Genomic DNA, 23018 nt, shown 5'->3' with positions numbered 1-23018 from the left:
TGTCGGAACGCCCGAATACATCCAGTATGCGGACGCTCCTCCGCCTTGCGATGCACCGCATCTGACGCCGCGCGCTGATCCACCAGGGATTACGGAACAGCCCTTAGGGTGTTCAGCAGGCTCACGGAACGGGGGAACGATGACGTCCGTGCAGGGGCCGGCGCCCTCCGCGCCCGTACGGGAGAGCGGTCCGCGCCCTCCGGTCGAGCCGCCCGCCAAGCCGCTGTCCTGGGCGATGCTGTCGCGGGCGATGGCCGTGCCGCTCATCCTGGGTCTGGTCTGCTTCCTGCCGGCGCTGGTCGCCGCCCAGCCCGGGACCGGGCCCAGGGACACGGCGTACTGGCTGCAGCTCGTGCTGACGTGTTACGCCGGAGCACGGCTGGCGACCATGATCCTGTCCACGCGGCGGCGGCTGCTGCAGGGCGTGTTCTGGTTGTTCGTGTACATCGCGATGGGCGTGGCGCCGTTCGCCCAGGCGGTCATCGGCCGGACACCGACACCGCTGGTGGGGCCGCGCGCCGATCTCGTCACCGCGATCGCCCTGATCCTGGTGGGGTGCGGCGCCTTCGACCTGGGGGCGCTGCTGGCCTCCCGGCGTCCGTTGCGGCGTCGGGCCACGGTGCGCGGGGGGCACGGCGGTCCCGCCACGGCGCACCCGGTCAGGCTGCGGCTGCTGGTGCTGCTCGCGTTCGCGGCGAGCGGCTACTACGTGCTGAAGCTCGGCGGCCCCGCCGTGTTCTTCTCCAGCAGGCAGGAGATCAGCGCCTCGGTCGCGGAGAGCGGCGTGACGTCCGGGGGGTCCCACGTGGGCTCGGCGTTCCTGAAGGGCTTCGGGACGGTGCCGGCCCTGCTGGCCCTGCTGTTCTTCACCCGCCGGCTGGTCACCTCGCGCCGGGCCCGGCGCTCGCCGTCCACGGTCCTGGTGTGGATCGCGCTGGCAGCGGTCAACCTGGTCGTGAACAACCCGGTGTCCAACGCCCGCTACTGGTTCCTGACGGTGCTGGTCTCGCTGCTGTTCACGGCGTTCCCGAGCAGCGCGGCGATGTACCGCTCGGTGCTGGCCCTGGGGGTGGCCGGCGCCCTGGTGCTGTTCCCGTACGCGGACAGGTTCCGGTACGACGACTCCGGGCACCGTCCGGTGCGGTCGTCGTCGGTGTTCGAGCCGCTGGCCACCAAGGACTACGACCAGACGGTGATGTTCGCCAACGCCATCTCGTGGGTCGATTCCGGGAGCCACACGTACGGCCGTCAGCTCGCCGGGTCCGCCTTGTTCTTCGTACCGCGGACGGTGTGGAACGAAAAGCCCGAGGACACCGGGGTGCGCGTCGGGCAGTGGATGGGGATGAACATGACCAACCTCTCCGCGCCGCTGTGGGCCGAGCTGTGGGTGGACTTCGGCGCGCCGGGCCTGATCGGCGGGCTCGCCCTGGCCGGCTACGCGGCCGCGCGCATCGATCGCCGGTACGTCCGGGCGGTGTCGCGGGACGGCCCGGGACCGGGAAGCGTCCTGGCGGTCGTGGCGCCGCTGATCGCCGGTTACGCCTTCATCCTGCTGCGCGGGCCCCTGCTCCAGGCCGTCGGCAAGCCCGCCGTCGCGGCGCTGTGCCTGGCGCTGGTCACGAGTTTCACGGACCGGAGCCGGCAGCGGCCGCACTGACCGGTGCGCCCTCCACCGCACCGCGGCGGGTCAGCCGGGCCACCCGGGTCCAGGTGGCGACCGCCTTGCAGACGGAGCCCAGGCACAGCCCCCACGCGGCGCCCTGCACTCCGCCGAGCAGGTAGCCGCCGGTGAGGAAGGCGACCGCGGCGAGGGAGAAGACGACCTGGACGACGAGCGTGGCGCGGGGATCGAGCAGCCTGAGGGCCAGCAGTCCGCAGGTGCCGGCGGCCATCGCCGCGTACTGGCTGCCGGTGGCCGGGAGCAGGGCCGCCGCGGCGGGCCAGGTGTCGCCGAGCAGATGGCGGCCGGCCGAGCGCGGGAGCAGCGCGAGCACGGTGGCCCAGCCGGCGGCGGTCAGCGCCAGAAGGGCGGCCAGGGCCGCGGTGGCCCGCACCCTGAGCCGCTGGGTGGGGAGCCGCCCGAGGAGCGGGGGGCCGAAGCCGGTGGCCGAGGTGAACAGCACGTTCAGCGGGCCGAAGAGGGTGGTGGCGCCGCGCAGGGCTCCGACGACGAGGGGGCTGCCGACCGCGCCGAGCCCGAGCACGGAGAGCTGGCTGGTGGCGTTCCCCACGCCGAACTCGACGACGAACCGCCGGCCGAGGTGCCCCTTCCTCAGCAGGGGTCCCAGCAGCACCGGGGCGCCGGCCGTCATGCGGTGCAGCACCGCCGCGGACAGCAGCAGGGCGGGCAGTGCGGAGAGGCCCCAGACGACGACCAGCCGGGCCGCCGGGGCGCCGTGCGGCTGCAGGGCCAGCGCGCCGAGGACGCACACCAGCCGGAGCGTGTCGGAGGCCAGCGCCCTGTGCGGGGCGTGCAGCGTGGCGAAGGCGTAACGGGCCGTGTCCTGGGCGAGGACGACCGGCAGCACGAGCCCGAGCGTCGTCAGGGCGCGTGCCGTCTCCCCCGGCAGCACCGCGCCGGTGACGGCCAGCACGCCGCCGACGACGGTGGAGGCGAGGAGGGTGAAGCCGACCGCGGACCGGCAGGCCCCGCGCGTCCGGTCGCTCGCCCCCCTGCGCAGCACCAAGGGCTGTCCCGTGTAGGCGCCGGACAGCCCCAGCAGTACGGAGAAGACGAGGTAGACGGCGGAGAAGCGGGCGAAGCCGGCGACGGTGGAGAGCCGGGCCGCCACCACCAGGACCAGGATGTTGGTGCAGGCCGCCACCCCTTGGTCCGCGATCGAGCAGACGACCGCGGTGCGTGCCCTCATCTGTGTCGCGCGGTGCTGCTGTGGTCGCTGTCGCCCCATCGGTCACGGCCGCCCAGCGTGCGCAGGCCGAGGGTCTCGGTGGGGTCGCCGGTGTGCCGGGCGCCCTCCGCCTCCGCACCGCCCTGCCCGTCGTGGAGGTGCGAGGAGGCCGCCCGGGCGCGGCCCGGGCGTCCGGCCGCCTTCCGGCGGGCCCGGCGCTCGCGGCGCCCGTAGCCGGGGTGGAGCAGGGCGCCGAGCACGGAGCCCCCCGCGGCGCCGATGATCTCGCGGATGCGCTCCAGGTCGCTGCGGTGGACCTCACGCGGGTCGCAGACCACCACGACGCCTTCGACGCGGTCGATGAGCGCGACGGCGTCGGCGTACGACAGGACGGGCGGGGCGAGCACGATGACGACGGCTCCGGGCCGCCCGCCCTCGGCGAGGATCCGGCCGACGGGCGCGGAGGTCAGGGCGCGCGGCACGTTGTCCGTCCGTCGGCCGGCGATCAGCGTGAAGGCCCCCGATCCGGGCACGTCCACGTGGGTGCGGCTGTCCGAGGGCCAGGGGCGCTCGCCGGGCCCGGGGGCCCGGCCGGGCCGGCCGCCGCGGCCCGCCGCGCCGAGTTCGGCGGCCAGGGACGGCGCCCGCAGATCGGCCTCGACCAGCAGGACGTCGCGCCCCATCTCGGCGAAGGCGGCCGCGAGGTTGGCCGCCGCGGCGGTCGCCATGCCGTGGTCACCGCGGGGCTCCGCGACCAGGAGACGGCGGCGTTCGGCGAACGAGGGGTCGTACGCGAGCCGGAAGGCGACGGCCCGGTACTCCTCGGCCAGCCGGCTGTCGCCGCGTCCGATGGCGAGGAGCGTTCCGGCCGCGGCGCGTTCCCTGGGCAGGGTGCCGAGCAGCGGGGCGCCGAGCGAGCGGACGAGCTCCCTGGTGGAGCGGACGGCGGGGTCGAAGACGAGCCGCACCCAGGACAGCAGCAGGCCGAGTGCGAGGCCGACGACGCCGCCGAGCCCGAGGAGCAGCGGAAGACCGGCGCCACTGGGCTCTTCGGGCGCGACGGGCTTCGTGTTCAGATAGCCGGGTGTGGTGTCGAGAGCTCGCAGCTCCGAGATCTTCTGGCTCAGTTCGGAGATGGCGACGATGAGGTTGGCCCGCGCGCTGGTGACGTCGTCGCCCGCGGTGCCGGTCTCCTGCTCGGCCAGCCGGTCACGCTGTTCGGTGAGCGGTTTCAGCTGGAGGCGGTAGCCGTCGACCATGTTGTCGATGCTGTTCTCGGTGCGTTCCCGGCGTATCTCCAGGTAGGCCTCGGCGAGCGCCTGGGCGCGGGCCCTCGCTTCCCCGGGGGTGCGGCCGGTGTACGAGAACTTCAGGACCAGGGTGTTGGGCGGGTTGGTGACCTGGAGCCCGGAGAGCAGCGCCCCGACCTCCACGGCGTCGCCGGACTTGACCAGTGAGCCGGCGGCGACGGTGCCCACGGCGTCACTGACGGCGGTCTGGCGTTCGGAGCCGATGTTGATGCCCTTGTCGGCGGAGGCGCCCGCGGCGAAGGGGTCCGAGGTGGCGGAGCGTAGGGAGACCTCACCGGTGGAGGTGTAGGTGTCCTCACCGCTCATGGCCGCCCAGCCGCCGCCGAGGAGCCCGGCCACGACGCCGCCCACGAGCAGGGTGCGGTAGCGCAGGAGCTGTCGGAACTGGTCCCTCAGCAGGGCGGGTTCGTCCTGATCCTCCAGAGCGCGGATCGGGTGGGTCATCGGCGGTGAGTCCCTTCGGCGTCCCGGAGGACCTCGGCGAGCAGCGCGTCGAAGCGGGCGAGACCGGCTTCCCGGCTGAGATGACGGGCCACGTACCGCGGCCCGTGGGAGCCGAGTTCGTCGGCCGCGGCGGGTTCCTCGGCGAGTTTGCGGACGGCCGCGAGCACCGCGGCCGGGTCCTCGGGTGCGACGAGGAGCCCGGCGCCGGAGCGCTGCACCTCCTGGGCGGTGCCGCCCTCGTCGGCCACGGAGGCGACGACGGGGCGGCCCGAGACGAAGTACGAGGTGAGCTTGGAGGGCACGCTCATGTCGAGGACGGACGCGCGCTGGGTCACGGCGAGGACGTCGGCGGCGGCCAGCACGTCGGTGAACTCGTCCGGGCAGGCCGGCGGTAGGAAGTCGAGGTTGGACAGTCCGGACGCCCGGGCCCGGAGGGCGTCGCGCTGGTTGCCGTCCCCCATCAGGACGAACCGTATGCCGGGGGCGAGCCGCGCCGCGTCGACGAGGACTTCCAGCCCCTGTTTGAGTCCCATGTTGCCGGAGTGCAGGACCACCGGGGTGCCCTCGGGCCAGCCGAGCCGGGCCCGGGTGGCGGCGCGGTCGGCCGAAGGAGCCTGTACGTGACTCCAGTTGGGGACCACCCGGATGCGGTCCGGAGCCACTCCGTAGGCGGCGACCCGGGGGACGAAGCTCTCGTGGATGACGCCGACCAGTGCGGCCGCCCCGAGCGCGTACCGCTCGGCCCGCGAGGCGAGGGCGGCCGCCCGGCCGCCGCCGGGGATGCCGCTCTGCGCGGCGGCGCCCATCAGGTCCTGCACGACCGGTAAGTAGGGGACGCCGTGACGGCGGGCGAGCCGGGCGCCGATGACGCCACCGGCGAGGGAGGGCAGCTGCGCGATCACCGCGTCGGGCCGCACGGCGGGCGGGGCGGCGAGGCCGTGCGCGAGGACGCTCGCCTCGAACGCCGCCCGGCGAAGGGCACTCTGGCGGGGCGGCACGTAGTGTCTCCGCCGGTGGACGGTGACGCCGGAGCGCTGCTCGTCGGCCCGCCACACTCCACGGTAGGCCGGCTCGGTCCGCCAGGACGGGTAGTGCGGCATGCCGGTCAGTACATGCGTGTCGGCCCCGGCGCCGGCCCAGTGCTCGGCGAGCTGGGCGGCGTACGGACCGATGCCGGTCAGCTCGGGTGCGTAGTTGGTCGAGACCACCAGCAGACGGCGGCCGGCGAGCGGCTTGTGGTGCTCTTCTGGCATCGGACGATCACCTTCCCCCCGGAACCATCGGTGTTCCCGCCGGGGAACATGCCCAAAAGTGAGCCTATCCGTTCACGAGATACGCAAGTGGTCGTCACAGTAAGGTCGTTGCACCATGAACACCCATACCGACTTCCCGCCGGACCGGATGCCATGTCCGGACGCCGTCCGGTGGTCAGCCGGACATCACGTTCACACCGTGGGGGGAGAGAACGGATGGTGCACAGGGTCGGTTACGCGCCGGGGGTCTACGACCTGTTCCACATAGGCCACCTCAACATCCTGCGGCATGCCCGCAGCCAGTGCGACTACCTGGTGGCGGGGGTGGTCTCGGACGAGATGGCCACGCTCGCCAAGGGCCACAAGCCGGTCGTTCCGCTGCCGGAACGGCTGGAGATCGTCCGGAGCGTGCGGTATGTGGACGCGGCGTTCGTCGAGACCGTTCCCGACAAGGTCGAGACCTGGCAGCAGGTCAGGTTCGACGTCATCTTCAAGGGGGACGACTGGCGCGGCACGGAGAAGGGCACGCGCCTCGAACGCGACTTCGCCGAAGTCGGCGTGGAGGTCGTCTACTTCCCGTACACCGTGCACACGTCCAGCACGCAGCTGCGCCGGGCGCTGGACTCGCTGGTCAGTCTGCCCGGAGCGCTCTCAGCTCCTTGAACCACTTGCCGAGGAACGCCACCAGGAACACCGCGTGCACGGCGGCGAGTACGGCGTACCCGGTACGGAACGCCCTCTCGTCGCCGAGCAGCAGGAACACCAGGCAGAACACCCCGTAGTCGGCCGGCAGCAAGGCCGCGGCCCGCAGCCGGGACACGGGCCCGGCCGACGCCCCGGCCGTCGGCGCGGAGCGGGCCGCCGCCCTGCCCAGCTGTTCGCGCAGCAGCCCGGCGCAGAAGGTGAGCACCGCGACGAACAGGAAACCCAGCGGCAGGAGCAGCCAGCCGTCGGAGCCGAGACCGAAAAAGCGGTGGAACGAGATCAGTACGGCGGTGTGGACCAGGATCATCTTGGCGCAGTCGACGACGTGGTCCAGCCATTCGCCGTCGGGGCCGCCGCGGCCGGTCAGCCGGGCGAGCTGCCCGTCGGCCGAGTCGAGGGCGAAGCCGATGGCGAGCCCCAGGTAGATCACGACGGCCAGCCCCCAGGTGGGGCGGACGAGAGCGACCGGCGCGAGGGCGCCGAAGGTGAACGCCGCACTCACCGCGGTGACCTGATTGGGCGTCATACCCAGGCGGTACGCGGCGGCCGCGAAGATCCGGCCGGCCGGTCGGTTCACGTACCGCGAGTAGAGCGACACCCCCTTGGCCGGCTTCTGCGCCCCCCGCAGCTCGCGCAGCACCGCACGCGTGCTCTCCATGCGCCCCCCAGCGTGTCACCGTCCCCGCGGCGGCGGCCCTGGACCGCACCGCCGGAGCCGCATCATGACACGCGCCCGTCCCTGCGCGGGCGGGATCTCCGCCACCCGGCCGGGCGGCGGGGCCGGGGACCGGCACGGCACGCGGGCACGCCGCGTCAGGCGGTGGCGGACCGGCAGTCCGGATGGCCCCAGCCGTGGTCGTTCTTGGCGATCATGTCCTTGGCCGCGTACGGCTTTCCGCAGTGGCACCGGCCGGCAAACCTGGCGCGGATGGTCGCACCGGAACGGGCCCCGCTCGCCGCCTTCTTCGCCGGTCCGCCGGTCCGCCGGCTCTCCGTCGCGCGGGAGGGAGCGGGCACGGGCAGGTCCGCGGAGCCCTGGGAGGTGCCTGCCGCGCGCTGCGCCACGGCCACTTCGCTGGCGGCCTGGTCGGCCAGCGCGTTCAGCGGGTCGCCGTCCACCTGGTGGGCCGGGACGTAGACGAACTCCACGGCCCGGCCGGTGAGCAGGGAGTCGATGCGGGCCACGAGGTCACGGTTGGCGACGGGTTTGCCGGCCGAGGTCTTCCAGCCGTTGCGCTTCCATCCCGGCAGCCACTTGGTCACCGCGTTCATCGCGTACTGCGAGTCCATCCGGACTTCGAGCGCCACGGCCGGGTCCAGCGACTCCAGCAGTTCCCGCAGCGCGGTCAGCTCGGCGACGTTGTTGGTGGCGGTGCCCAGTGGTCCCGCCTCCCACCGCAGCGGTCTGCCCTCCGCGTCGGCCACCACGTAGGCCCAGGCGGCCGGCCCCGGATTACCCTTCGACGCCCCGTCACACGCGGCGATCATGCGCTCGTTCATACCCCTGATCATGCCAGCGCCCGGGCGCCCGGATCACGTCGGCCGCGAACCGGGGCCCCGCAGGGCGGCGGCAGGGCCCGCGCACCGGGCCCACCAGGCACTTTCACCGTACGTAACGGTTCGGAATGCGGTGCTCACGCAGCGCTGTTTCCCTGAAGGGGCCCGCTCTTCCCTACCGTTCAAGGAGCGACGATGAGCGTTACAGGAGAAACCGGCCGAGCCCAGCAGATGCGCGAGAAGGCCAAGCACATGACCGAGGCCGCGGAGCGCACGAGCGACCCGGAGCAGCGGCGCCGGCTCCAGGAGAAGGCCCGGAAGCTGCAGGAGCAGAGCGAGCAGCAGGCCGGCCGGGGCGGCGGCGACCGCCCCCTGTAGCCACCGCGCGCACATGCGGACGATGGACTGCCACCCTTCCATGAGGGGGTGGCAGTCCATCGGCGCGTGGGCCGCCGCACGGGCGGCCGGACATCGCGGGGCCCGGGGCGCGGGCCGCCGCACGGGCCCGCCGGACATCCCGGGCCCCCGTCGGGGAAGTTGACCACTGTTCGTACGATGGGCCCTCACGAGGACGTCAGGTCGTCGTCGCACCGATGTGAGGGGTCTTGCATGAGCCGTCGTCCGGTCACCGTGGTCACCGGCGGCAGCCGCGGCATCGGAGCCGCCGTCTGCGCGCGACTGGCGGCCGACGGGCACGACATCGCCCTGGGCTACCGCTCGGACGCCGCAGCGGCGGCGGCCGTCGCCGAGGCCGTACGGAGGGCGGACCGGAGCTGTGTCACGGTGCGGGTCGACACGACCGACGAGGCCGACGTCGACCGGCTGTTCGACACCGCGGCGGCGGAGCTCGGCCCGGTCACCGGTCTGGTCAACAACGCCGGGGTCAGCGGGCCGCTGGGGCCGCTCGCCGACGCCGACGCGGCCGGGCTCCGGCGCGCCCTCGACGTCAACGTCGTCGGCTATCTGCTCTGCGCACGCCGTGCCGTGCGGGACATGAGCCGGTCGGGCGGCGGGGCCATCGTGAACATGTCGTCGGCGGCCGCCACCCTCGGCAGCCCCGGCGAGTACGTCCACTACGCCGCCGCCAAGGCCGCCGTGGACACGATGACCGTCGGGCTGTCGAAGGAGGTCGCCGGGGCCGGCATCCGCGTCAACGCGGTGGCCCCCGGCATCATCCGGACCGGTTTCCACGCGGACCCGGAACGCCCCGACAAAGCCGCCGCCGGAATCCCGCTGGGCCGGCCCGGAGAGCCCGAGGAGATCGCCGGCGCCGTCGCGTGGCTGCTCTCGGACGACGCCTCGTACGCCACCGGAGCGATCCTGCGGGTGGCGGGCGGTCGCTGACCTACCGGTTGTACCGTGCGGCGGTGAACGCTCCCGGCAGACTTCCGCTGCTCTTCCTCGACGTCGACGGCCCCCTCATCCCGTTCGGCCCGCGCGTCGGCGGGCATCCGGTGTACCCGGAAGGGACGCGTCCGGCCGCAACCGGGCACCCGTTGCTCGACAGGATCGACCCGGCACTCGGGCCCCGGCTGGCGGCGCTCCCGTGCGAACTCGTCTGGGCGACGACATGGGCGGACGAGGCGAACGCGGTCATCGCCCCCCGGCTCGGTCTGCCGGCACTGCCTGTGGTCGCCTGGCCCGCGCCCTCGGACGAGGACGGACGGGACGTGCGGGCGGGGCTGCACTGGAAGACCCGTACGCTCGTCGGCTGGGCGGCGGGGCGCGCCTTCGCCTGGGTGGACGACGAGATCACCGGGCGGGACCGCTCATGGGTGGCCGCGCACCATGACGGGCCGGCTCTGCTCCACCGCGTCGATCCCGGGGTCGGGCTGACCGGCGCGGGGCTGCGGCTGCTCGACGACTGGCTGCGCACGGCGTGAAGGCCGCGGCCCGGTCTCACACCAGGGCGGCGCCCCTGACCAGCAGGAGCGCCACGTCCGCCGCCGCGACGACGGCCGCCGCGGCCAGCGGAGCCTTGCGCCAGGTCCGTGCCAGCAGGAGCCCCGCGAGCGCCGCCGGGGCGGCGACGGCGAGCGTCATCGCTCCCCACGGGCCGGCCGGTCCCGCGGGGCCGAGGGCCAGGGTCGCGGAGGCCGCCACGAGGGGCACCGGCAGCAGCAGTCCGGTCGCGGTGGGCCCCAGCCGGTGCGGGAGGCCGTTCACGCCCTCGCGCAGATCGTCCGCGATGTCGGGCAGGACGTCGCCCAGGTGGGCCGCCAGGCCCAGCAGCGCCCCCGCCGTCACGGCCCACCACATCGGCCCGCCGCGGCCGGGCAGAGTCAGCGCGGCCACGGCGGGCAGGGCGCCGAACCCGATGACGTAGGGGAGCCAGGACAGGGCCGTGGCCTTCAGCTTCAGGTTGTAGGCCCATGCGGCCCCCACGGCCGTCAGATGCACCGCGCCGGCGAGCGGGCCGCAGGCCAGGGAGAGCGGAACGCACAGCAGGGCGGCGGTGAACGCCGCCGTCCACACCGCCCTGCGGCTCACCCGTCCCTCGGCCACCGGTTTCCCCCCGCGGCCGGCGGCGGCGTCCCGCCGGGCGTCGAAGGCGTCGTTTGACCAGCCGACGGAGAGCTGGCCGCTCAGCACGGCGGCGACGAGGAGGGCGCAGCGGGCGCCGTGGAGGCCGGCGGCCGCGCCCAGTGCGCCGGTGATGGCGGTCACCGCGACCACCGGCCCCGGATGGCAGGAGCGGGCCAGCCCGGCCGCGCGACGCAGCGGCCACGCGGGCGCGGCGTACGCGCGCGAGGGTTCCGGGGTGCCCATCAAGTGATGGTAGGTACTCCGGACCCGGCGGACCTGACAGCCGCACGGGTTGTTTACGGTGTTTCATCCCTTTTGCGGGGCAGGGATGGGCCATGACGCCTCACAAGCAGGGTCCGGGATGACCCGGATCGCCGCCGTACACGGCACCCTGGCCCCGTACCGCCACGCCCAGCGCGAGGTCACCGACATGGTGGCCCGCAGCTGCCTGCCGCCGGGGGGCGACCGGCGCGTTCTGGACCGGCTGCACGAGAACTCCGGGGTGCGCACCCGCACCATGGTGCTGCCGCTGGAGCGCTATGCGGAACTGGACGGTTTCGGGGACGCCAACGACGTGTACATCCAGGCGGCCGTGGATCTGGGCACGGAGGCGCTGCGCGGGGCGCTGCGGACGGCGGGGCTGCGGCCCACGGACGTGGACCTGCTGATGTTCACCTCGGTCACCGGGGTCGCCGCCCCCTCCATCGACGCGCGGCTCGTCGGCCGGCTCGGCCTGCGGCCGGACGTGAAACGGCTGCCGGTCTTCGGACTGGGCTGCGTCGCGGGGGCGGCGGGGATCGCCCGGCTGCACGACTACCTGCTCGGCCGGCCCGACGACGTGGCGGTCCTGCTCTCGGTCGAACTGTGCTCCCTCACCTTCCAGCGCGGCGACGCCTCGCCCGCCAACCTGGTGGCGACGGCACTCTTCGGCGACGGGGCGTCCGCCGTGGTGGCGCTCGGCGAGGGCCGGGCGCCGGCTGCCGGACCCGAGGTGGTGGCCACGTACGGCCGGATGTACCCCGGCACCGAGCACGTCATGGGCTGGGACATCGGCGACTCCGGCTTCAAGGTGGTGCTCGACCCGTGCGTCCCCGACGTCGTGCGCCGCTATCTGGGGGACGACGTACGCGCCTTCCTGGCCGAGCACGGGCTCAAGCCGAAGGATGTCGCCCACTGGGTGTGCCATCCGGGCGGGCCCAAGGTCCTGGAGGCCGTCTCCGACGTCCTCTCGCTGCCCGAGGGGGCGCTGGACGTCACCTGGCGTTCGCTGGCCGACGTGGGAAACCTGTCCTCGTCCTCGGTGCTCCACGTCCTGCGGGACACGCTGGAGCAGCGTCGGCCCGAGCCGGGCTCCCCCGGTCTGCTGATGGCCATGGGCCCCGGATTCTGCTGCGAACTGGTGCTGCTGCGCTGGTAGGTCGGAGGAGACGTGATCTGGTACACCGCGCTGGTGCTCGCCGTGGCGGCCGAGCGCCTCGCCGAACTCGCCGTCGCCCTGCGCAACACCCGCTGGGCGATGGCCAGGGGCGGCACCGAGTCGGGGCGCGGCCACTATCCGGCGATGGTCGCCCTGCACACGGCGTTGCTGGCCGGGTGTCTCGTGGAGGCCGGACTTGCGGACCGGCCGTTCGCGCCGCTGCCCGGCTGGCCGATGGTGGCCCTCGTCGTCGCCGCGCAGACCTTGCGCTGGTGGTGCATCCGCACGCTCGGACCACGGTGGAACACCCGCGTGATCGTCGTTCCGGGTCTGCCACTGGTGACGGGCGGCCCCTACCGGCTGCTGCGCCACCCCAACTACGTCGCCGTGGCCGCCGAGGGGATCGCGCTGCCGCTCGTCCACGGCGCGTGGCTGACCGCGGTGCTCTTCACCGTGCTCAACGCGGCGCTCATGGCCGTACGGGTCCGCTGCGAGGAGGCGGCGCTCGCCGGGGGCGTGCCGGCGTGATCGATCTCCTCGTCGCGGGCGGTGGCCCGGCCGGCCTGGCGGCGGCGATCCGGGCGGCGTCGCTCGGCATGGAGGCCGTCGTCGTCGAACCCCGCACCTCCCCTGTCGACAAGGCGTGCGGCGAGGGCATCATGCCCAGCGGGGTGGCGGCGCTGCGCGCGCTGGACGTCGAGGTGTCCGGCCACCCGCTGCGCGGGATCCGGTACGTGCAGGGCGCGCGGAGTGTGGAGGCGGCGTTCCGCGGCCGGGCCGGGCTCGGTGTGCGACGGACCGCACTGCACACCGCGTTGCACGCGCGGGCGGTGGAACTCGGCGTCCGGATCGTGCCGGGCAAGGTCACGGACGTACGGCAGGCCCACGACCGGGTCCGGGCCTGCGGGCTGACCGCCCGCTGGCTGATCGCGGCCGACGGGCTGCACTCCCCCGTCCGCCGCGGTCTCGGTCTGGACGGCCCCGGCACGACGGTGCGCCGGTACGGGCAGCGCCGGCACTACCGGGTCGCCCCGTGGACGGAGTACGTGGAGGTGCACTGGTCCCGGCACGGTGAGGCGTACGTGACGCCGCTCGGGGACGGCCTGGTGGGTGTGGCCGTGCTCAGCGGGGAGCGTCTCGCGTACGAGAGCCAACTGGCGGCCTTCCCCCGGCTGGCCGCCACCCTCGCCGGCCGGGAGGCCGGCGCCGTGCGCGGAGCCGGGCCCCTGCGCCGGCGGGCGCGGGGCCGGCGGGCGGGGCGGGTGCTGCTGGTCGGTGACGCCGCCGGCTACGTGGACGCGCTCACCGGCGAGGGGGTGGCGCTGGCCGTGGCGACGGCCGGTGCGGCGGTGGACTCGCTCACCGCGGGCCGTCCGCAGGACTACCCGGCCCACTGGGCGCGGCTGACCCGGCGTCACCGTCTGCTCACCGCAGGACTGTTGTCGCTGGCCCGGCGTCCGGCCACCGCACGGCTGGTCGTCCCCGCCGCACACCGGGCTCCGGCCCTGTTCGGCGCGGCGGTGCGGGCACTGCAGTAGGAGCCACGGCGTGCCGGATCCCGTGCCGGCGCGGGCCACCGGCCCCGGCCGCCTCCGGGGCTTCTCAACAGCGACTGATCGGCGTGGAGTTGCTGTGGCAGACTTCACCCGAAGGAGCGGTTTCATCTCATCTGCAACGGAGCTCGCCATGACGGCAGGGACGTCCCAGCCCCCGATAGACACCAGCAGGCCGCAGTCGGCGCGCGTCTACGACGCGCTGCTCGGGGGCAAGGACAACTACCCCGTCGACCAGGCCGTGGCGGAACACCTGCCCGTCGAGGCGAAGATCGGCGCCCGGCAGAACCGGGCGTTCATGAACCGCGCCACGGCCTGGCTGGCCGGGGAGGGCATCGCCCAGTTCCTCGACATCGGCACCGGCATCCCGACCGCGCCCAACCTGCACCAGATCGCCCAGGAGATCAACCCGGCCTCGCGGGTCGTCTACTGCGACAACGACCCGATCGTCCTGCGGCACGCCGAAGCGCTGCTGGTCAGCCGGCCCGAGGGCGCCACGGACTACGTCCCGGCGGACGTCCGCGAGCCGGACACCATCATCGAGGCCGCGCACAAGGTCCTGGACTTCCGGCGCCCCGTGGCCGTCTCGATGCTCGGGCTCCTGCACTTCCTGCCCGACGACGTGGACCCGATCGGCATCGTCCGCACGCTGACCGCCGCGTTGTCACCGGGCAGCTATGTGGTGCTGTCCCAGGGCGCCTCCGACGTCAACCCGGAACGGGGTCAGCAGGGGGCCGACGAGTACGACAAGGGCGGCATCCGGCTGGCGCTGCGCACCCGGGCGGAGTTCGCGCGGTTCCTCGACGGGCTGGAGGTCGCCGAGCCGGGACTGGTGACGGCCCCCGAGTGGTTCCGCGGCACGCCCGCGCCGGAGCCGGAGCACAGCGGACTGTACGTGGCCGTGGCCCGCGTCCCGTAAGTTCCGGGACACGACAGCCGCAGAAGAAGGGATCGCGCCATGGATGCGAGCCGGCACCCCACCGCCGCGTCGGTGTTCGACGCTCTCGGCGCCGACTACGAGCGGGCGTTCGGCGGATCGGACGCCCACCGCGCGTCGTTGGAGCTCCTGCTGGAACGGCTCGCTCCGGGCAGCCGGGTGCTGGACGTCGGCAGCGGCACGGGGCGGCCGACCGCGCGGACCCTCGTCGACGCCGGCCACGAGGTACTCGGCGTCGACGTCTCCCCGGTCATGGTGGACCTCGCGTCCCGGCAGGTGCCCGGGGCCGAGTTCCGCTGTGCCGACGTCCGTGAGCTACCCCTGGAGGAGGGGAGTTTCGACGCGGTCTGCGTGTACTTCGCACTCCTTCAGCTGTCACGCGCCGAGCAGGCGGACGTGCTGCGCCTGGCCGCCCGGGTGCTGCGGCCTGGCGGCCATCTGGCCGTGGCGACGGTGCCGCTGGACGTCGAGGGGGTGAGCGGCACCTTCATGGGCCAGGCGGTGCGGGTGACGAGCTTCGGCGAGGAGGCGTTCACCGCGCTGGTGGCGGGGGCCGGGTTCGCGGTCCTGGAGCAGACGAGCAGCATGTTCGTCCCTGACCATCCGGCGGCGGTGCCCGAGCCGCATCTGTTCCTGCTGGCGCGCCGGACCTGACGGCGCCCCGCCGCGGGGGCGCGCCGCCCGGAAGACCGACGAGCCGACGGTGACGGGCGCCCGTATGCGCGCGGCGCCCGGTTCCGGTTCCCCGACAGGCCACCGCGCGGGGCCGTGTCCCGTCCGACGCGTTCAGCCGTACGGCGGTCGCACCCGCCGGGGGCCGAGAATTCCGGGGGCGGGGTGCACCGGGAGCGGTGTCGCCTGTCGCCGAGATGCCGCGGCCCGCGCGAGGACATACCGTCCAAGTGGCTCATGCCGCAGGTCGGGAGGTGCTGATGCGGACGACGCCTCGCGCCCGGCGCCCCGCCTCCCACGGATGTCCGCAGGAGGTGGCGGACCGGGCAGATACGCCGGGGTCGCGGGCCGTGGCGGCGTTCCCCCGTACGGCCGCTCGTCGCGCGCCGGTGGTTCTGCTCGCCGTCTCACTCGTCCTCGCCGCGCCGTCCCCGTCCTCGCACGCCGGCACGCCCCCGATCCGGCTGTCGAGCAGCCGGGGCGCCGTCGCCGAGGGGTGCGACGACGGGCCCGCGTCGTGCCACGGTGACGTGACGTCGCTGTACCGGTACGGCTACTCCCTGGGCGTACACCCCTTCACCAGCCCGCACGACGTACGCCGGCAGCTCACCGACCACTTCTGGCTGTTCCCGGTGAGCGGTGGGTGCCCGGCCCGGATCCGGCCGGGGGACACGTGCGAACTGCTGGGCGGCAACCCGATCCGGGTGGAGGCCGTCGGCCGCACCTGGTTGCAGATCGCGACGCTGCCCGGCCACGACCTGGGCGAGGGGCTCCACATCCGCTTCGCGTTCACCCGCAGCTTCGGCTTCCACTACCTGGTCGTGAGCGCCTGGCAGGACCGGCCGACGCGGTGCACGCAGGGGGTGCTGTGCGCGACGGCGAGCCGTGCGGGGGCCTGGGTGCTGTGGAGGGTGCTGTCCGGGACGCTGACGATCACCGCGTACGCCGCCTGACCGGCCGGCCCCGCCCTCTCGCCGGGAGCGTTACTTCGCGCCGGTCCCCTCCCCCGCCTCCTCCGCCACCGCCGTGTCCAGTGCGGCCGTGAGCCGGTCGAGCCGGTCCCGCAGTTGGCTGATCTCTTCGAGGTCGAAGCCCGTCGCGGCGGCGATCCGGCGGGGTACGAGCAGCGCCCGCTCCCGCAGCGCCGCGCCCTCGTCGGTGAGATGCGCGTGCACGGAGCGCTCGTCCCGGGCGCTCCGCTCACGCCGCACCAGGCCCGCCGCCTCCAGCCGCTTCAGCAGCGGCGACAGCGTGCCGGAGTCGAGCCGCAGGTGCTGCCCCAGCGCCTTCACCGGCAGTTCACCGTGCTCCCAGAGCACCAGCATCACGAGGTACTGGGGGTAGGTGAGCCCCAGGTCCTTGAGGAGCACCCGGTAGACACTGCCGAAGGCGCGCGAGGCGGCGTTGAGGGAGAAGCAGATCTGCTGGTCGAGACGGAGGTAGTCGGCCTCGGGCGCGCCCTGGGGGGCGGGAGTGGGCGTGACGGTCATGGATTCAGCATAACCCCGCACGCCCCATTTGATTGCGCACAATTGAGTTGTGTGCTTCACTTCAGGGGAAGCGGCAGGGCACCGCCGCGGAACATGACCTTCGAGAGGAACGGTTTCCATGGGATCGATCTACACCGCCGTCGCCACCGCCACCCACGGCCGTGACGGCCGCGCCGTCAGCGCCGACGGCAAGCTGGATCTGCAGCTGGCCATCCCGGTGGAGATGGGCGGAAACGGCCAGGGCACCAACCCGGAGCAGCTGTTCGCCGCCGGGTACGCCGCCTGCTTCGCGAGCGCCCTGGGCCTCGTGGGCCGTCAGGCCAAGATCGATGTCACCGACGCCGCCGTGACGGGTGAGGTCGGCATCGGCAAGCAGGGTGAGGGCTTCGGTCTCGCGGTCACGCTGCGCGTGGAGCTGCCCGAGTCCGTCGACGAGGCCACCGGTCGCAAGCTGGTCGAGCAGGCCCACCAGGTCTGCCCGTACTCGAACGCGACCCGCGGCAACATCCCGGTCGAGCTCGTCATCGAGTAGCGGACGCGCGGCGGACGGGCCGGGCGTCGTCCCCGGCGCTCGGGTACGGCGCCCGTCAGGCGTGGAAGCCGTTGCAGACGACGGGCGTGTACTCCGAGGGGCCGCCCTCGACGTGGTAGATCACGACGGTCCAGTCGCCCAGGTCGTCCCCCACCGGGACGGCGTCGACGGCGCGTTCGCCGAAGTGGGCCGTGAAGTCGTCGGGGTACGAGAGCTTGACGGTGCCGCCGGAGGACCAGCGGGAGTAGAGGTCGACCGGCTTGCTCGTGAAACCGATGCCCTTGCTCACCGACGTCAGCGGCCGCCCCGTGGCACGGTCGGTCTCGTGCGGGGGCCGCACCCCGACGGAGACGTAGTAGGGCTTCGGCCGCTCCCCTTCCCCGGCGTCCTTCGGGCGCATCGACACCGTGGCCGTGTCCGAGCCGGTGGTGTGCGCGACGGAGGACATCAGACCGTTCGGCGGCGCTTGCCCGGGGAGATGGTCCACATCGCACGAGCCGCTGCCCAGGGCGGCCTGCCCGGGGTCCGGCGACAGGGTCCAGCGGTCCTGCGAGACCCGGTCGTTCACCAGATGGTCCGGCGGCCCGGCGGCCGTACTTCCGCCGGCCGGGCTCCTGCCCTCCGGACTCCCGCCCGCGGGCCGGGACGCCGCCGGCTGCCCGGACAGGGTGGCCTCGGGCGTGGCCGGGCCGCCACCCTCGCGGTCCGATTCGGGGAGCAGCCACACCGTCAGCGGTGCGGCGAGCGCCACCGCGCACACGGCGAGCCACGTGGTGCCCCTCGGGGAGCGGCCCGGACGGCGCTGCCGTTCGGGGCCGTCGGACGGCGCCGTGGTGCCGGGCGACCGGGTGGTCCCGGCCACCGCCGGTCCCCCGGCCTCCCGCACGACCGGCCCGTCACCCTCCGGCCCGGGCCGGGCCCCTGTTCCCGCGGCCCGGACGGTGTCCGGCTCCCCTTCGGCCCCCTGCCGGGGGTCCGCGCCGGACGGCCGGGACGGCGAGCCCGCGTCCTCGCGTACGGGCACGGGGTCGACCGCCTGCGCCACTGCCCGGTAGTGCGGATCCGACGCCAACGGGGAGTCCACCGCGCAGCCCGCGATGACGGTGGCCGGGTCGGGCCGCTCCGCCGGGTCCTTGGCGACGCATCCGCGGATCAGGGCGGCCAGCACCGGCTGTACGCCCTCCAGGTCGATGTCCTCGTACACGGCCCGGTAGTTCACGGCCGCCGCGTCGCCCGCGCCGTACGGAGGCCGGCCCGTCGCCGTGTAGGCGAGGGTCGCGCCGAGCGCGAAGACGTCCGCCGCCGGTCCCACCTCGTTGCGCAGCACCACCTCGGGGGCGGTGAAACCGGGCGTCCCGGGCGCCATGCCCTCCTGGGTGAGCAGCGTCTGCTCCCGACCACGCGCGATGCCGAAGTCGATGAGCTGGGGGCCCTGCGGCGAGAGGATGACGTTGTGCGGTTTCAGGTCCCGGTGCGTGACTCCGTGGACATGGACGGCGGCCAGGCCCTCGGCGAGCGCGGCGAGCAGGCGCAGCGCACTGGCCGGCGGGAAGGGCCCGCCCGTTCCCACGGCACCGCGCAGGGTGGGCCCGGCGACGTACTCGGTGGCCAGCCAGTAGGGGGACGAGTCGAGCGAGGCCTCGATCAACTGCGCCGTGTACGCGCTGCGTACCGTCCCGACCGTCACGGCCTCCCGTCTGAAGCGGGCCAGTGCTTCGGGGTGATCGCTGATCTCGTCGCGGATGACCTTGACGGCCACCAGCCGTCCACCGGGAGACCGGCCGAGGTACACCTCCCCCATACCGCCGGCACCGAGGCGGGCGAGCAGTTGGTAGGCGCCTATGCGCGCGGGGCCCTGAGGCCGCAGTGCATCCACGGCCCGACTGTGTCACATCCGCCCGCGCGGTGGACCGGCCAACCACAACTCGCTGACCGGGTGCGGGCGGTGGTCCGTCCTCATGCACCATCGGCGGGCGCCGTGCTCGCCTCGCGCACTTCGTCGGCCCTCGGGCCCGGGGGCCGGCCGCACCCTATGATCGTGGGACGGGCCGGCCTCGCGTGCACGGGTCCGTGTCCATGCGACGGGATGACGGCATGAGCGGAAGAAGCGGGCGGACCGGCGGCCCACGGGGTTATCCGGCGAAGCCGGTGAAGCGGCACCGGGTGCGTCCCGCGCTCACCGTCTTCCTGGTGACGGCGGGCGTGCTCTACGGGCTCGCCGTCGTCGTGCCGATGGCTGCCGGGGAGCGGACCTGGATGTGGGTCGACGTCATCGTCTTCCCGTTCATCGCCCTCATCGCGTACTCCACGATCTTCGGTGACAGCCCCCAGGACGGTTCACCGAACAACAGCCCCTTCGGCTAGGTACGTGCGTACGGAGCGGCCGCCGGGCCCGGCGCCGCTTCGGGCGGACCCGGGACGGCGCCCAGCGGCATCCGCTCCGCCTCCCCGCGCGGGCGGGTGCTGAGGGCTCCTCGCGGACAGGCGGTCATCAAGCCGCTCCGGGCCTCGCCGGCCGCGTTCAGCCGGGGAACGAGAGTCCTCTGGACACCCGGATCGCCGAGGACAGCAGCCCCTGCCGGACCTGCGTGGACCGGTACATCCGGTCCGACCGGAAGGAGATCCCGAGCGACCCGACCTGATCACCGCTGTACACGGGCACCGCGAGGCAGGTGGTGCCGCGGGCGTACTCCTCCCGGTCCATGACGAGCGGGGTGGCGGCCGAGGCGTCGAGCTGCTGGATGAGCTCTTCCCGGTGCGTGATGGTCCGGGGCGTGAGCCCGGTCAGGGAGTGCCGGGACAGATACTCGGCCCGCCCCTCCCCGTCCAGTTCCCGCAGGACGCTCTTGCCCAGGGCGGTCGCGTGCCCCGCGTCCTCGAAGCCCACCCAGAGGTCCACCCGTGGGGTCCTGGCGCTGTCGACGATCTCCATGACGCGGATCTCGCCGTCCTCGTACAGGGTCAGGTAGGCGGCCGCCGACAGATCGTTCCGCAAGGCCATGAGAACGGGGCGGACGCGCCGGAGCAGCGCGTCGCCGGTGCGCTCCGCGCCCGGTCCGGCGCCCGTGTCGGCGAGGACGTAGGTGCCGTCGCCCAGCGCCGTCACGAACCCGTCGCGGGCCAGTTGGGGCAGCAGTTCCCGGACCTCGGCCGGGGCGAGCCCCGCTTCCCGGGCCAGCTGCCGCGCGTCGGCCTTGGCGCCGTGCGCGCCGACGGCCTCCAGCAGGCGCAGCGCACGCCTGACGGCCGTGACGGGTTCGGTGCCGGCTCGGTCAGCCATGCCCCCAAGCATCACCCCGGGCCCGTGGAGCGGCAACGCGTCCCGCTCGCCGGGGGCCCGGCGGGGCTCTCCCAGGTCGCGTGGCGGGCGTGGCATCCCGGGCATAGCCTGCCCAGGAGCGTCGTTTCGTCAGCCGCTTGTCAGCCGCCCCCCGGGTCGAAGGGTTGAGGAACGTGAGCGTCAACGGTGACGGCCAGGATTCCCGGGGTGCCGGAGCGGGCGCCGCCCCGGACGGGAAACCCGCGTTCCGCCCCTACCGTCACCCCGCGGCGGGCTGGGGCGCGGCCACGAGTGTGGGCCGGTTCGTGGCGCGCGAGGGGGCGCTGGTGGACGGCCCGCGGGCGACCCTGCGGATGAACCATGAGAACACCGGGTTCGACTGCCCCGGATGTGCGTGGCCCGACACCAAGGGGCTGCGTCTGGACGTCTGCGAGAACGGCATCAAGCACGCCGCCTGGGAGATGACGAACAAGCGGGTGGGGCGCGCGTTCTTCGCCGCCCACTCGGTGACGGAGCTGGCCGGGTGGAGCGACCACGACCTGGAGGACCAGGGCCGGCTGACCGAGCCGATGGTCTACGACCCCGAGTCGGACCATTACGTCCCGATCAGCTGGAAGGACGCGTTCGACCTGGTCGGGAGTGCGCTGCGCGCGCTGGACAACCCGAATCAGGCGTCGTTCTACACCTCTGGGCGGCTCGGCAACGAGGCCACGTTCCTCTACCAGCTGATGGCCCGGGAACTTGGCACGAATAACCTGCCGGACTGCTCCAACATGTGTCACGAGGCGAGCGGCCGGGCCCTCGGGGCGTCCCTGGGCACGGGCAAGGGGACGGTCGACCTCAAGGACTGGGAATCCGCCGACGCGCTGTTCATCTTCGGCGTCAACGCCGCGTCCAACGCACCGCGCATGCTGACCGCGCTCACCGAGGCGCACGACCGCGGCGCCCAGATCGTCCACGTCAATCCCCTGGTCGAGGCGGCCGCCACCCGCACCATCGTTCCGCACGACTTCGTGGACATGGCCCTGTTCAAGCCGACCCCGACCAGCACCCTGAACCTGCAACCGCGCATCGGCGGCGACATGGCGCTGCTGCGCGGCATGGCCAAGGCGATCCTGGAGCAGGCGGGCGCCGATCCCAAGGCGCTGGACCAGGAGTTCATCGACCGTCACACCGAGGGCTTCGAGGCCTACCGCGCACGGTGCGAGGCCACCCCGTGGGAGGAGATCGAGACCCAGTCCGGCCTGGGCCGCGCCGCCGTCCTCAAGGCCGCCCGCGTGTACCGCGAGGCCGACCGCACCATCGTCAGCTGGTGCCTGGGACTGACCCAGCACGAGCACGGCGTCGACACGGTGCGGGAGATCGTCAACCTGCTGCTGCTGCGCGGAAACGTGGGACGGGAGGGGGCGGGCCCCTGCCCCGTGCGAGGACACAGCAACGTCCAGGGCAACCGCACGTGCGGCGTCGACCACCACCCCACCGACGCCTTCCTGGACCGTCTCGGCGAGGTCTGCGGCATCGAGCCGCCGCGCGAGCCCGGACTGGACACCGTCCGCACCATCCAGGCGATGCGCGCCGGGGACGTCTCGGTGTTCGTCGCCATGGGCGGCAACTTCGCGCTCGCCGCACCCGACACCCCGTACACGTTCGAGGCGCTGCGCGCCTGCGATCTCACCGTCCAGGTGAGCACCAAGCTGAACCGCAGCCACATCGTCCACGGCAGCCGGGCAGTGATCCTCCCGTGCCTGGGCCGTACCGAGAAGGACCATCAGCGCGAGGGGGTCCAGAAGACCTCCGTCGAGGACTCGATGAGCATGGTCCATCTGTCGGTCGGCATGAAGCGCCCCGCTTCACCCCACCTGCTGTCCGAACCGGCCATCATCGCCGGCATGGCGCGCGCCGCTCTTCCGGACAGCGCCACGCCCTGGCACTGGTACGTCGAGGACTACGACCGGATCCGGGACACGATGGCCAGGGCGCTCGACGGCTTCGAGGACTTCAACCGCCGGGTCCGCCTGCCCCTCGGCTTCCGGCTCAGGCAGCCCGCCCGCGAGCTGGTCTTCCGCACCCCCTCCGGGCGCGCCGAGTTCTGTGCCGCCGCCCTGCCGGACGTCGTCCCGGCCGCCGGCACCCTGGCGCTGGGGACCATGCGGTCCCACGACCAGTGGAACACCACCGTCTACTCCGACAACGACCGCTACCGCGGCATCAAGAACCTGCGCACGCTCGTCTTCATGAACCGGGCCGACATGCGGGAACGCGGCATCGCCGACCTCGGCCCCGTCGACATCACGAGCACCGCGAAGGACGGCAGCCGGCGGTCGCTGGAGGGCTACCTCGCGATCCCCTACGACATCCCCCGCGGTTGCGCGGCCGGCTACATGCCGGAGATGAACGTGCTGTGCGCGCTCAGCGATTACAGCACCCAGAGCGACCAGCCGATCATGAAGCACCTCAAGGTCACCATCGCCCCGGCCGCCTGAGCGGGCGCGGACGTCACCGCCGTCGGGGCCGGCCGCGCCGGGAGGAGACGGGCGCGGGCGGTCCGGAACG

23 protein-coding genes are annotated in these 23018 nt (G+C 73.7%); 14 read left to right on the top strand and 9 right to left on the bottom strand.

The genetic code is table 11. The annotated features are described in order from the left end of the window. Positions 1–235 precede the first annotated feature (235 nt). Positions 236–1657: a hypothetical protein gene (locus ABZ454_RS17060; protein ID WP_359538752.1), complete on the top strand. Its 1422-nt coding sequence runs from the start codon at positions 236–238 to the stop codon at positions 1655–1657. Here the strand turns inward: ABZ454_RS17060 and ABZ454_RS17055 are convergent. The 3 genes from ABZ454_RS17055 to ABZ454_RS17045 are packed head-to-tail and all read right to left on the bottom strand — an operon-like array spanning position 1626 to position 5856. Beyond that, the gene (locus ABZ454_RS17055; protein WP_359538728.1) at positions 1626–2870 is read right to left on the bottom strand and encodes a hypothetical protein; all 1245 of its coding nucleotides are present in this window, start codon (positions 2868–2870) and stop codon (positions 1626–1628) included. The genes ABZ454_RS17060 and ABZ454_RS17055 overlap by 32 nt on opposite strands. After that, positions 2867–4603, bottom strand: a complete 1737-nt coding sequence (locus ABZ454_RS17050) for a lipopolysaccharide biosynthesis protein (RefSeq protein WP_356323949.1) — start codon at positions 4601–4603, stop codon at positions 2867–2869. The genes ABZ454_RS17055 and ABZ454_RS17050 overlap by 4 nt, the downstream gene beginning before the upstream one ends. After that, positions 4600–5856, bottom strand: a complete 1257-nt coding sequence (locus ABZ454_RS17045) for a glycosyltransferase (RefSeq protein WP_359538726.1) — start codon at positions 5854–5856, stop codon at positions 4600–4602. The genes ABZ454_RS17050 and ABZ454_RS17045 overlap by 4 nt, the downstream gene beginning before the upstream one ends. Before the next feature lie 216 nt (positions 5857–6072). On the opposite strand from ABZ454_RS17045, the gene ABZ454_RS17040 reads away from it, so the two are divergent. Continuing rightward, positions 6073–6519 carry an adenylyltransferase/cytidyltransferase family protein gene (locus ABZ454_RS17040; RefSeq protein WP_359538724.1) on the top strand — a complete coding sequence of 149 codons (447 nt, stop codon included), beginning with the start codon at positions 6073–6075 and terminating at the stop codon, positions 6517–6519. Here the strand turns inward: ABZ454_RS17040 and ABZ454_RS17035 are convergent. Together ABZ454_RS17035 and ABZ454_RS17030 are read right to left on the bottom strand one after the other, a co-directional pair. After that, entirely contained in the window at positions 6488–7219 is a 732-nt protein-coding gene (locus ABZ454_RS17035; RefSeq protein ID WP_359538722.1) for a CDP-alcohol phosphatidyltransferase family protein, read from the bottom strand. The genes ABZ454_RS17040 and ABZ454_RS17035 overlap by 32 nt on opposite strands. Before the next feature lie 155 nt (positions 7220–7374). After that, positions 7375–8061 carry a ribonuclease H gene (locus ABZ454_RS17030; RefSeq protein WP_359538719.1) on the bottom strand — a complete coding sequence of 229 codons (687 nt, stop codon included), beginning with the start codon at positions 8059–8061 and terminating at the stop codon, positions 7375–7377. Positions 8062–8253: 192 nt separating this feature from the next. On the opposite strand from ABZ454_RS17030, the gene ABZ454_RS17025 reads away from it, so the two are divergent. The 3 genes from ABZ454_RS17025 to ABZ454_RS17015 all read left to right on the top strand — a co-directional run bounded on the left by ABZ454_RS17025 (position 8254) and on the right by ABZ454_RS17015 (position 9941). Beyond that, positions 8254–8436 carry a DUF6381 family protein gene (locus ABZ454_RS17025; RefSeq protein WP_356323960.1) on the top strand — a complete coding sequence of 61 codons (183 nt, stop codon included), beginning with the start codon at positions 8254–8256 and terminating at the stop codon, positions 8434–8436. A gap of 231 nt (positions 8437–8667) precedes the next feature. Next, entirely contained in the window at positions 8668–9402 is a 735-nt protein-coding gene (locus ABZ454_RS17020) for an SDR family oxidoreductase (RefSeq protein ID WP_359538718.1), read from the top strand. A gap of 23 nt (positions 9403–9425) precedes the next feature. Further along, complete coding sequence (locus ABZ454_RS17015) at positions 9426–9941, top strand: HAD domain-containing protein (protein ID WP_359538717.1); 516 nt, start codon at positions 9426–9428, stop codon at positions 9939–9941. A gap of 16 nt (positions 9942–9957) precedes the next feature. On the opposite strand, the gene ABZ454_RS17010 is transcribed toward ABZ454_RS17015, so the two are convergent. After that, on the bottom strand, positions 9958–10827 hold the full coding sequence (locus ABZ454_RS17010) for a UbiA family prenyltransferase (RefSeq protein WP_359538715.1): 870 nt from the start codon (positions 10825–10827) through the stop codon (positions 9958–9960). 118 nt (positions 10828–10945) lie between these two features. On the opposite strand from ABZ454_RS17010, the gene ABZ454_RS17005 reads away from it, so the two are divergent. The 6 genes from ABZ454_RS17005 to ABZ454_RS16980 all read left to right on the top strand — a co-directional run bounded on the left by ABZ454_RS17005 (position 10946) and on the right by ABZ454_RS16980 (position 16116). Further along, on the top strand, positions 10946–12001 hold the full coding sequence (locus ABZ454_RS17005; protein ID WP_359538714.1) for a 3-oxoacyl-[acyl-carrier-protein] synthase III C-terminal domain-containing protein: 1056 nt from the start codon (positions 10946–10948) through the stop codon (positions 11999–12001). Between the two features lie 12 nt (positions 12002–12013). Beyond that, a complete protein-coding gene (locus ABZ454_RS17000) occupies positions 12014–12529 on the top strand; it encodes an isoprenylcysteine carboxyl methyltransferase family protein (RefSeq protein ID WP_359538713.1) in 516 nt (171 codons plus the stop codon). Then, the gene (locus tag ABZ454_RS16995) at positions 12526–13539 is read left to right on the top strand and encodes an FAD-dependent monooxygenase (protein WP_359538711.1); all 1014 of its coding nucleotides are present in this window, start codon (positions 12526–12528) and stop codon (positions 13537–13539) included. Before ABZ454_RS17000 ends, ABZ454_RS16995 begins: the two co-directional genes overlap by 4 nt. 148 nt (positions 13540–13687) lie before the next feature. Continuing rightward, positions 13688–14473, top strand: a complete 786-nt coding sequence (locus tag ABZ454_RS16990; RefSeq protein WP_359538710.1) for an SAM-dependent methyltransferase — start codon at positions 13688–13690, stop codon at positions 14471–14473. Positions 14474–14512: 39 nt separating this feature from the next. Then, on the top strand, positions 14513–15145 hold the full coding sequence (locus ABZ454_RS16985) for a class I SAM-dependent methyltransferase (protein ID WP_359538707.1): 633 nt from the start codon (positions 14513–14515) through the stop codon (positions 15143–15145). Between the two features lie 278 nt (positions 15146–15423). Further along, on the top strand, positions 15424–16116 hold the full coding sequence (locus ABZ454_RS16980; RefSeq protein WP_359538705.1) for a hypothetical protein: 693 nt from the start codon (positions 15424–15426) through the stop codon (positions 16114–16116). Between the two features lie 30 nt (positions 16117–16146). Here the strand turns inward: ABZ454_RS16980 and ABZ454_RS16975 are convergent, their stop codons facing one another. Then, positions 16147–16653 (bottom strand): MarR family transcriptional regulator, encoded by a 507-nt coding sequence (locus ABZ454_RS16975; RefSeq protein ID WP_359538704.1) that lies wholly within the window; start codon positions 16651–16653, stop codon positions 16147–16149. 118 nt (positions 16654–16771) lie between these two features. On the opposite strand from ABZ454_RS16975, the gene ABZ454_RS16970 reads away from it, so the two are divergent. Continuing rightward, complete coding sequence (locus ABZ454_RS16970; protein WP_359538702.1) at positions 16772–17185, top strand: organic hydroperoxide resistance protein; 414 nt, start codon at positions 16772–16774, stop codon at positions 17183–17185. A 55-nt stretch (positions 17186–17240) separates the two neighbouring features. On the opposite strand, the gene ABZ454_RS16965 is transcribed toward ABZ454_RS16970, so the two are convergent. Beyond that, positions 17241–19061: a protein kinase gene (locus ABZ454_RS16965; protein ID WP_359538700.1), complete on the bottom strand. Its 1821-nt coding sequence runs from the start codon at positions 19059–19061 to the stop codon at positions 17241–17243. Between the two features lie 218 nt (positions 19062–19279). Between ABZ454_RS16965 and ABZ454_RS16960 the strand changes: the two genes are divergently transcribed. Continuing rightward, positions 19280–19549, top strand: coding sequence for a hypothetical protein (locus ABZ454_RS16960; RefSeq protein WP_359538698.1), 270 nt, complete (start codon positions 19280–19282; stop codon positions 19547–19549). 157 nt (positions 19550–19706) lie between these two features. On the opposite strand, the gene ABZ454_RS16955 is transcribed toward ABZ454_RS16960, so the two are convergent. Next, positions 19707–20465: an IclR family transcriptional regulator C-terminal domain-containing protein gene (locus ABZ454_RS16955; RefSeq protein ID WP_359538696.1), complete on the bottom strand. Its 759-nt coding sequence runs from the start codon at positions 20463–20465 to the stop codon at positions 19707–19709. A 173-nt stretch (positions 20466–20638) separates the two neighbouring features. Between ABZ454_RS16955 and ABZ454_RS16950 the strand changes: the two genes are divergently transcribed. Next, complete coding sequence (locus tag ABZ454_RS16950) at positions 20639–22948, top strand: FdhF/YdeP family oxidoreductase (RefSeq protein WP_359538694.1); 2310 nt, start codon at positions 20639–20641, stop codon at positions 22946–22948. The last annotated feature ends 70 nt before the right edge of the window (positions 22949–23018 follow it).

The organism is Streptomyces sp. NPDC005803, from assembly GCF_040630435.1.
Lineage (GTDB): Bacteria > Actinomycetota > Actinomycetes > Streptomycetales > Streptomycetaceae > Streptomyces.
Note: the sequence above shows the minus strand (reverse complement) of the source record. Positions and strands in the feature narration are given on the sequence as shown.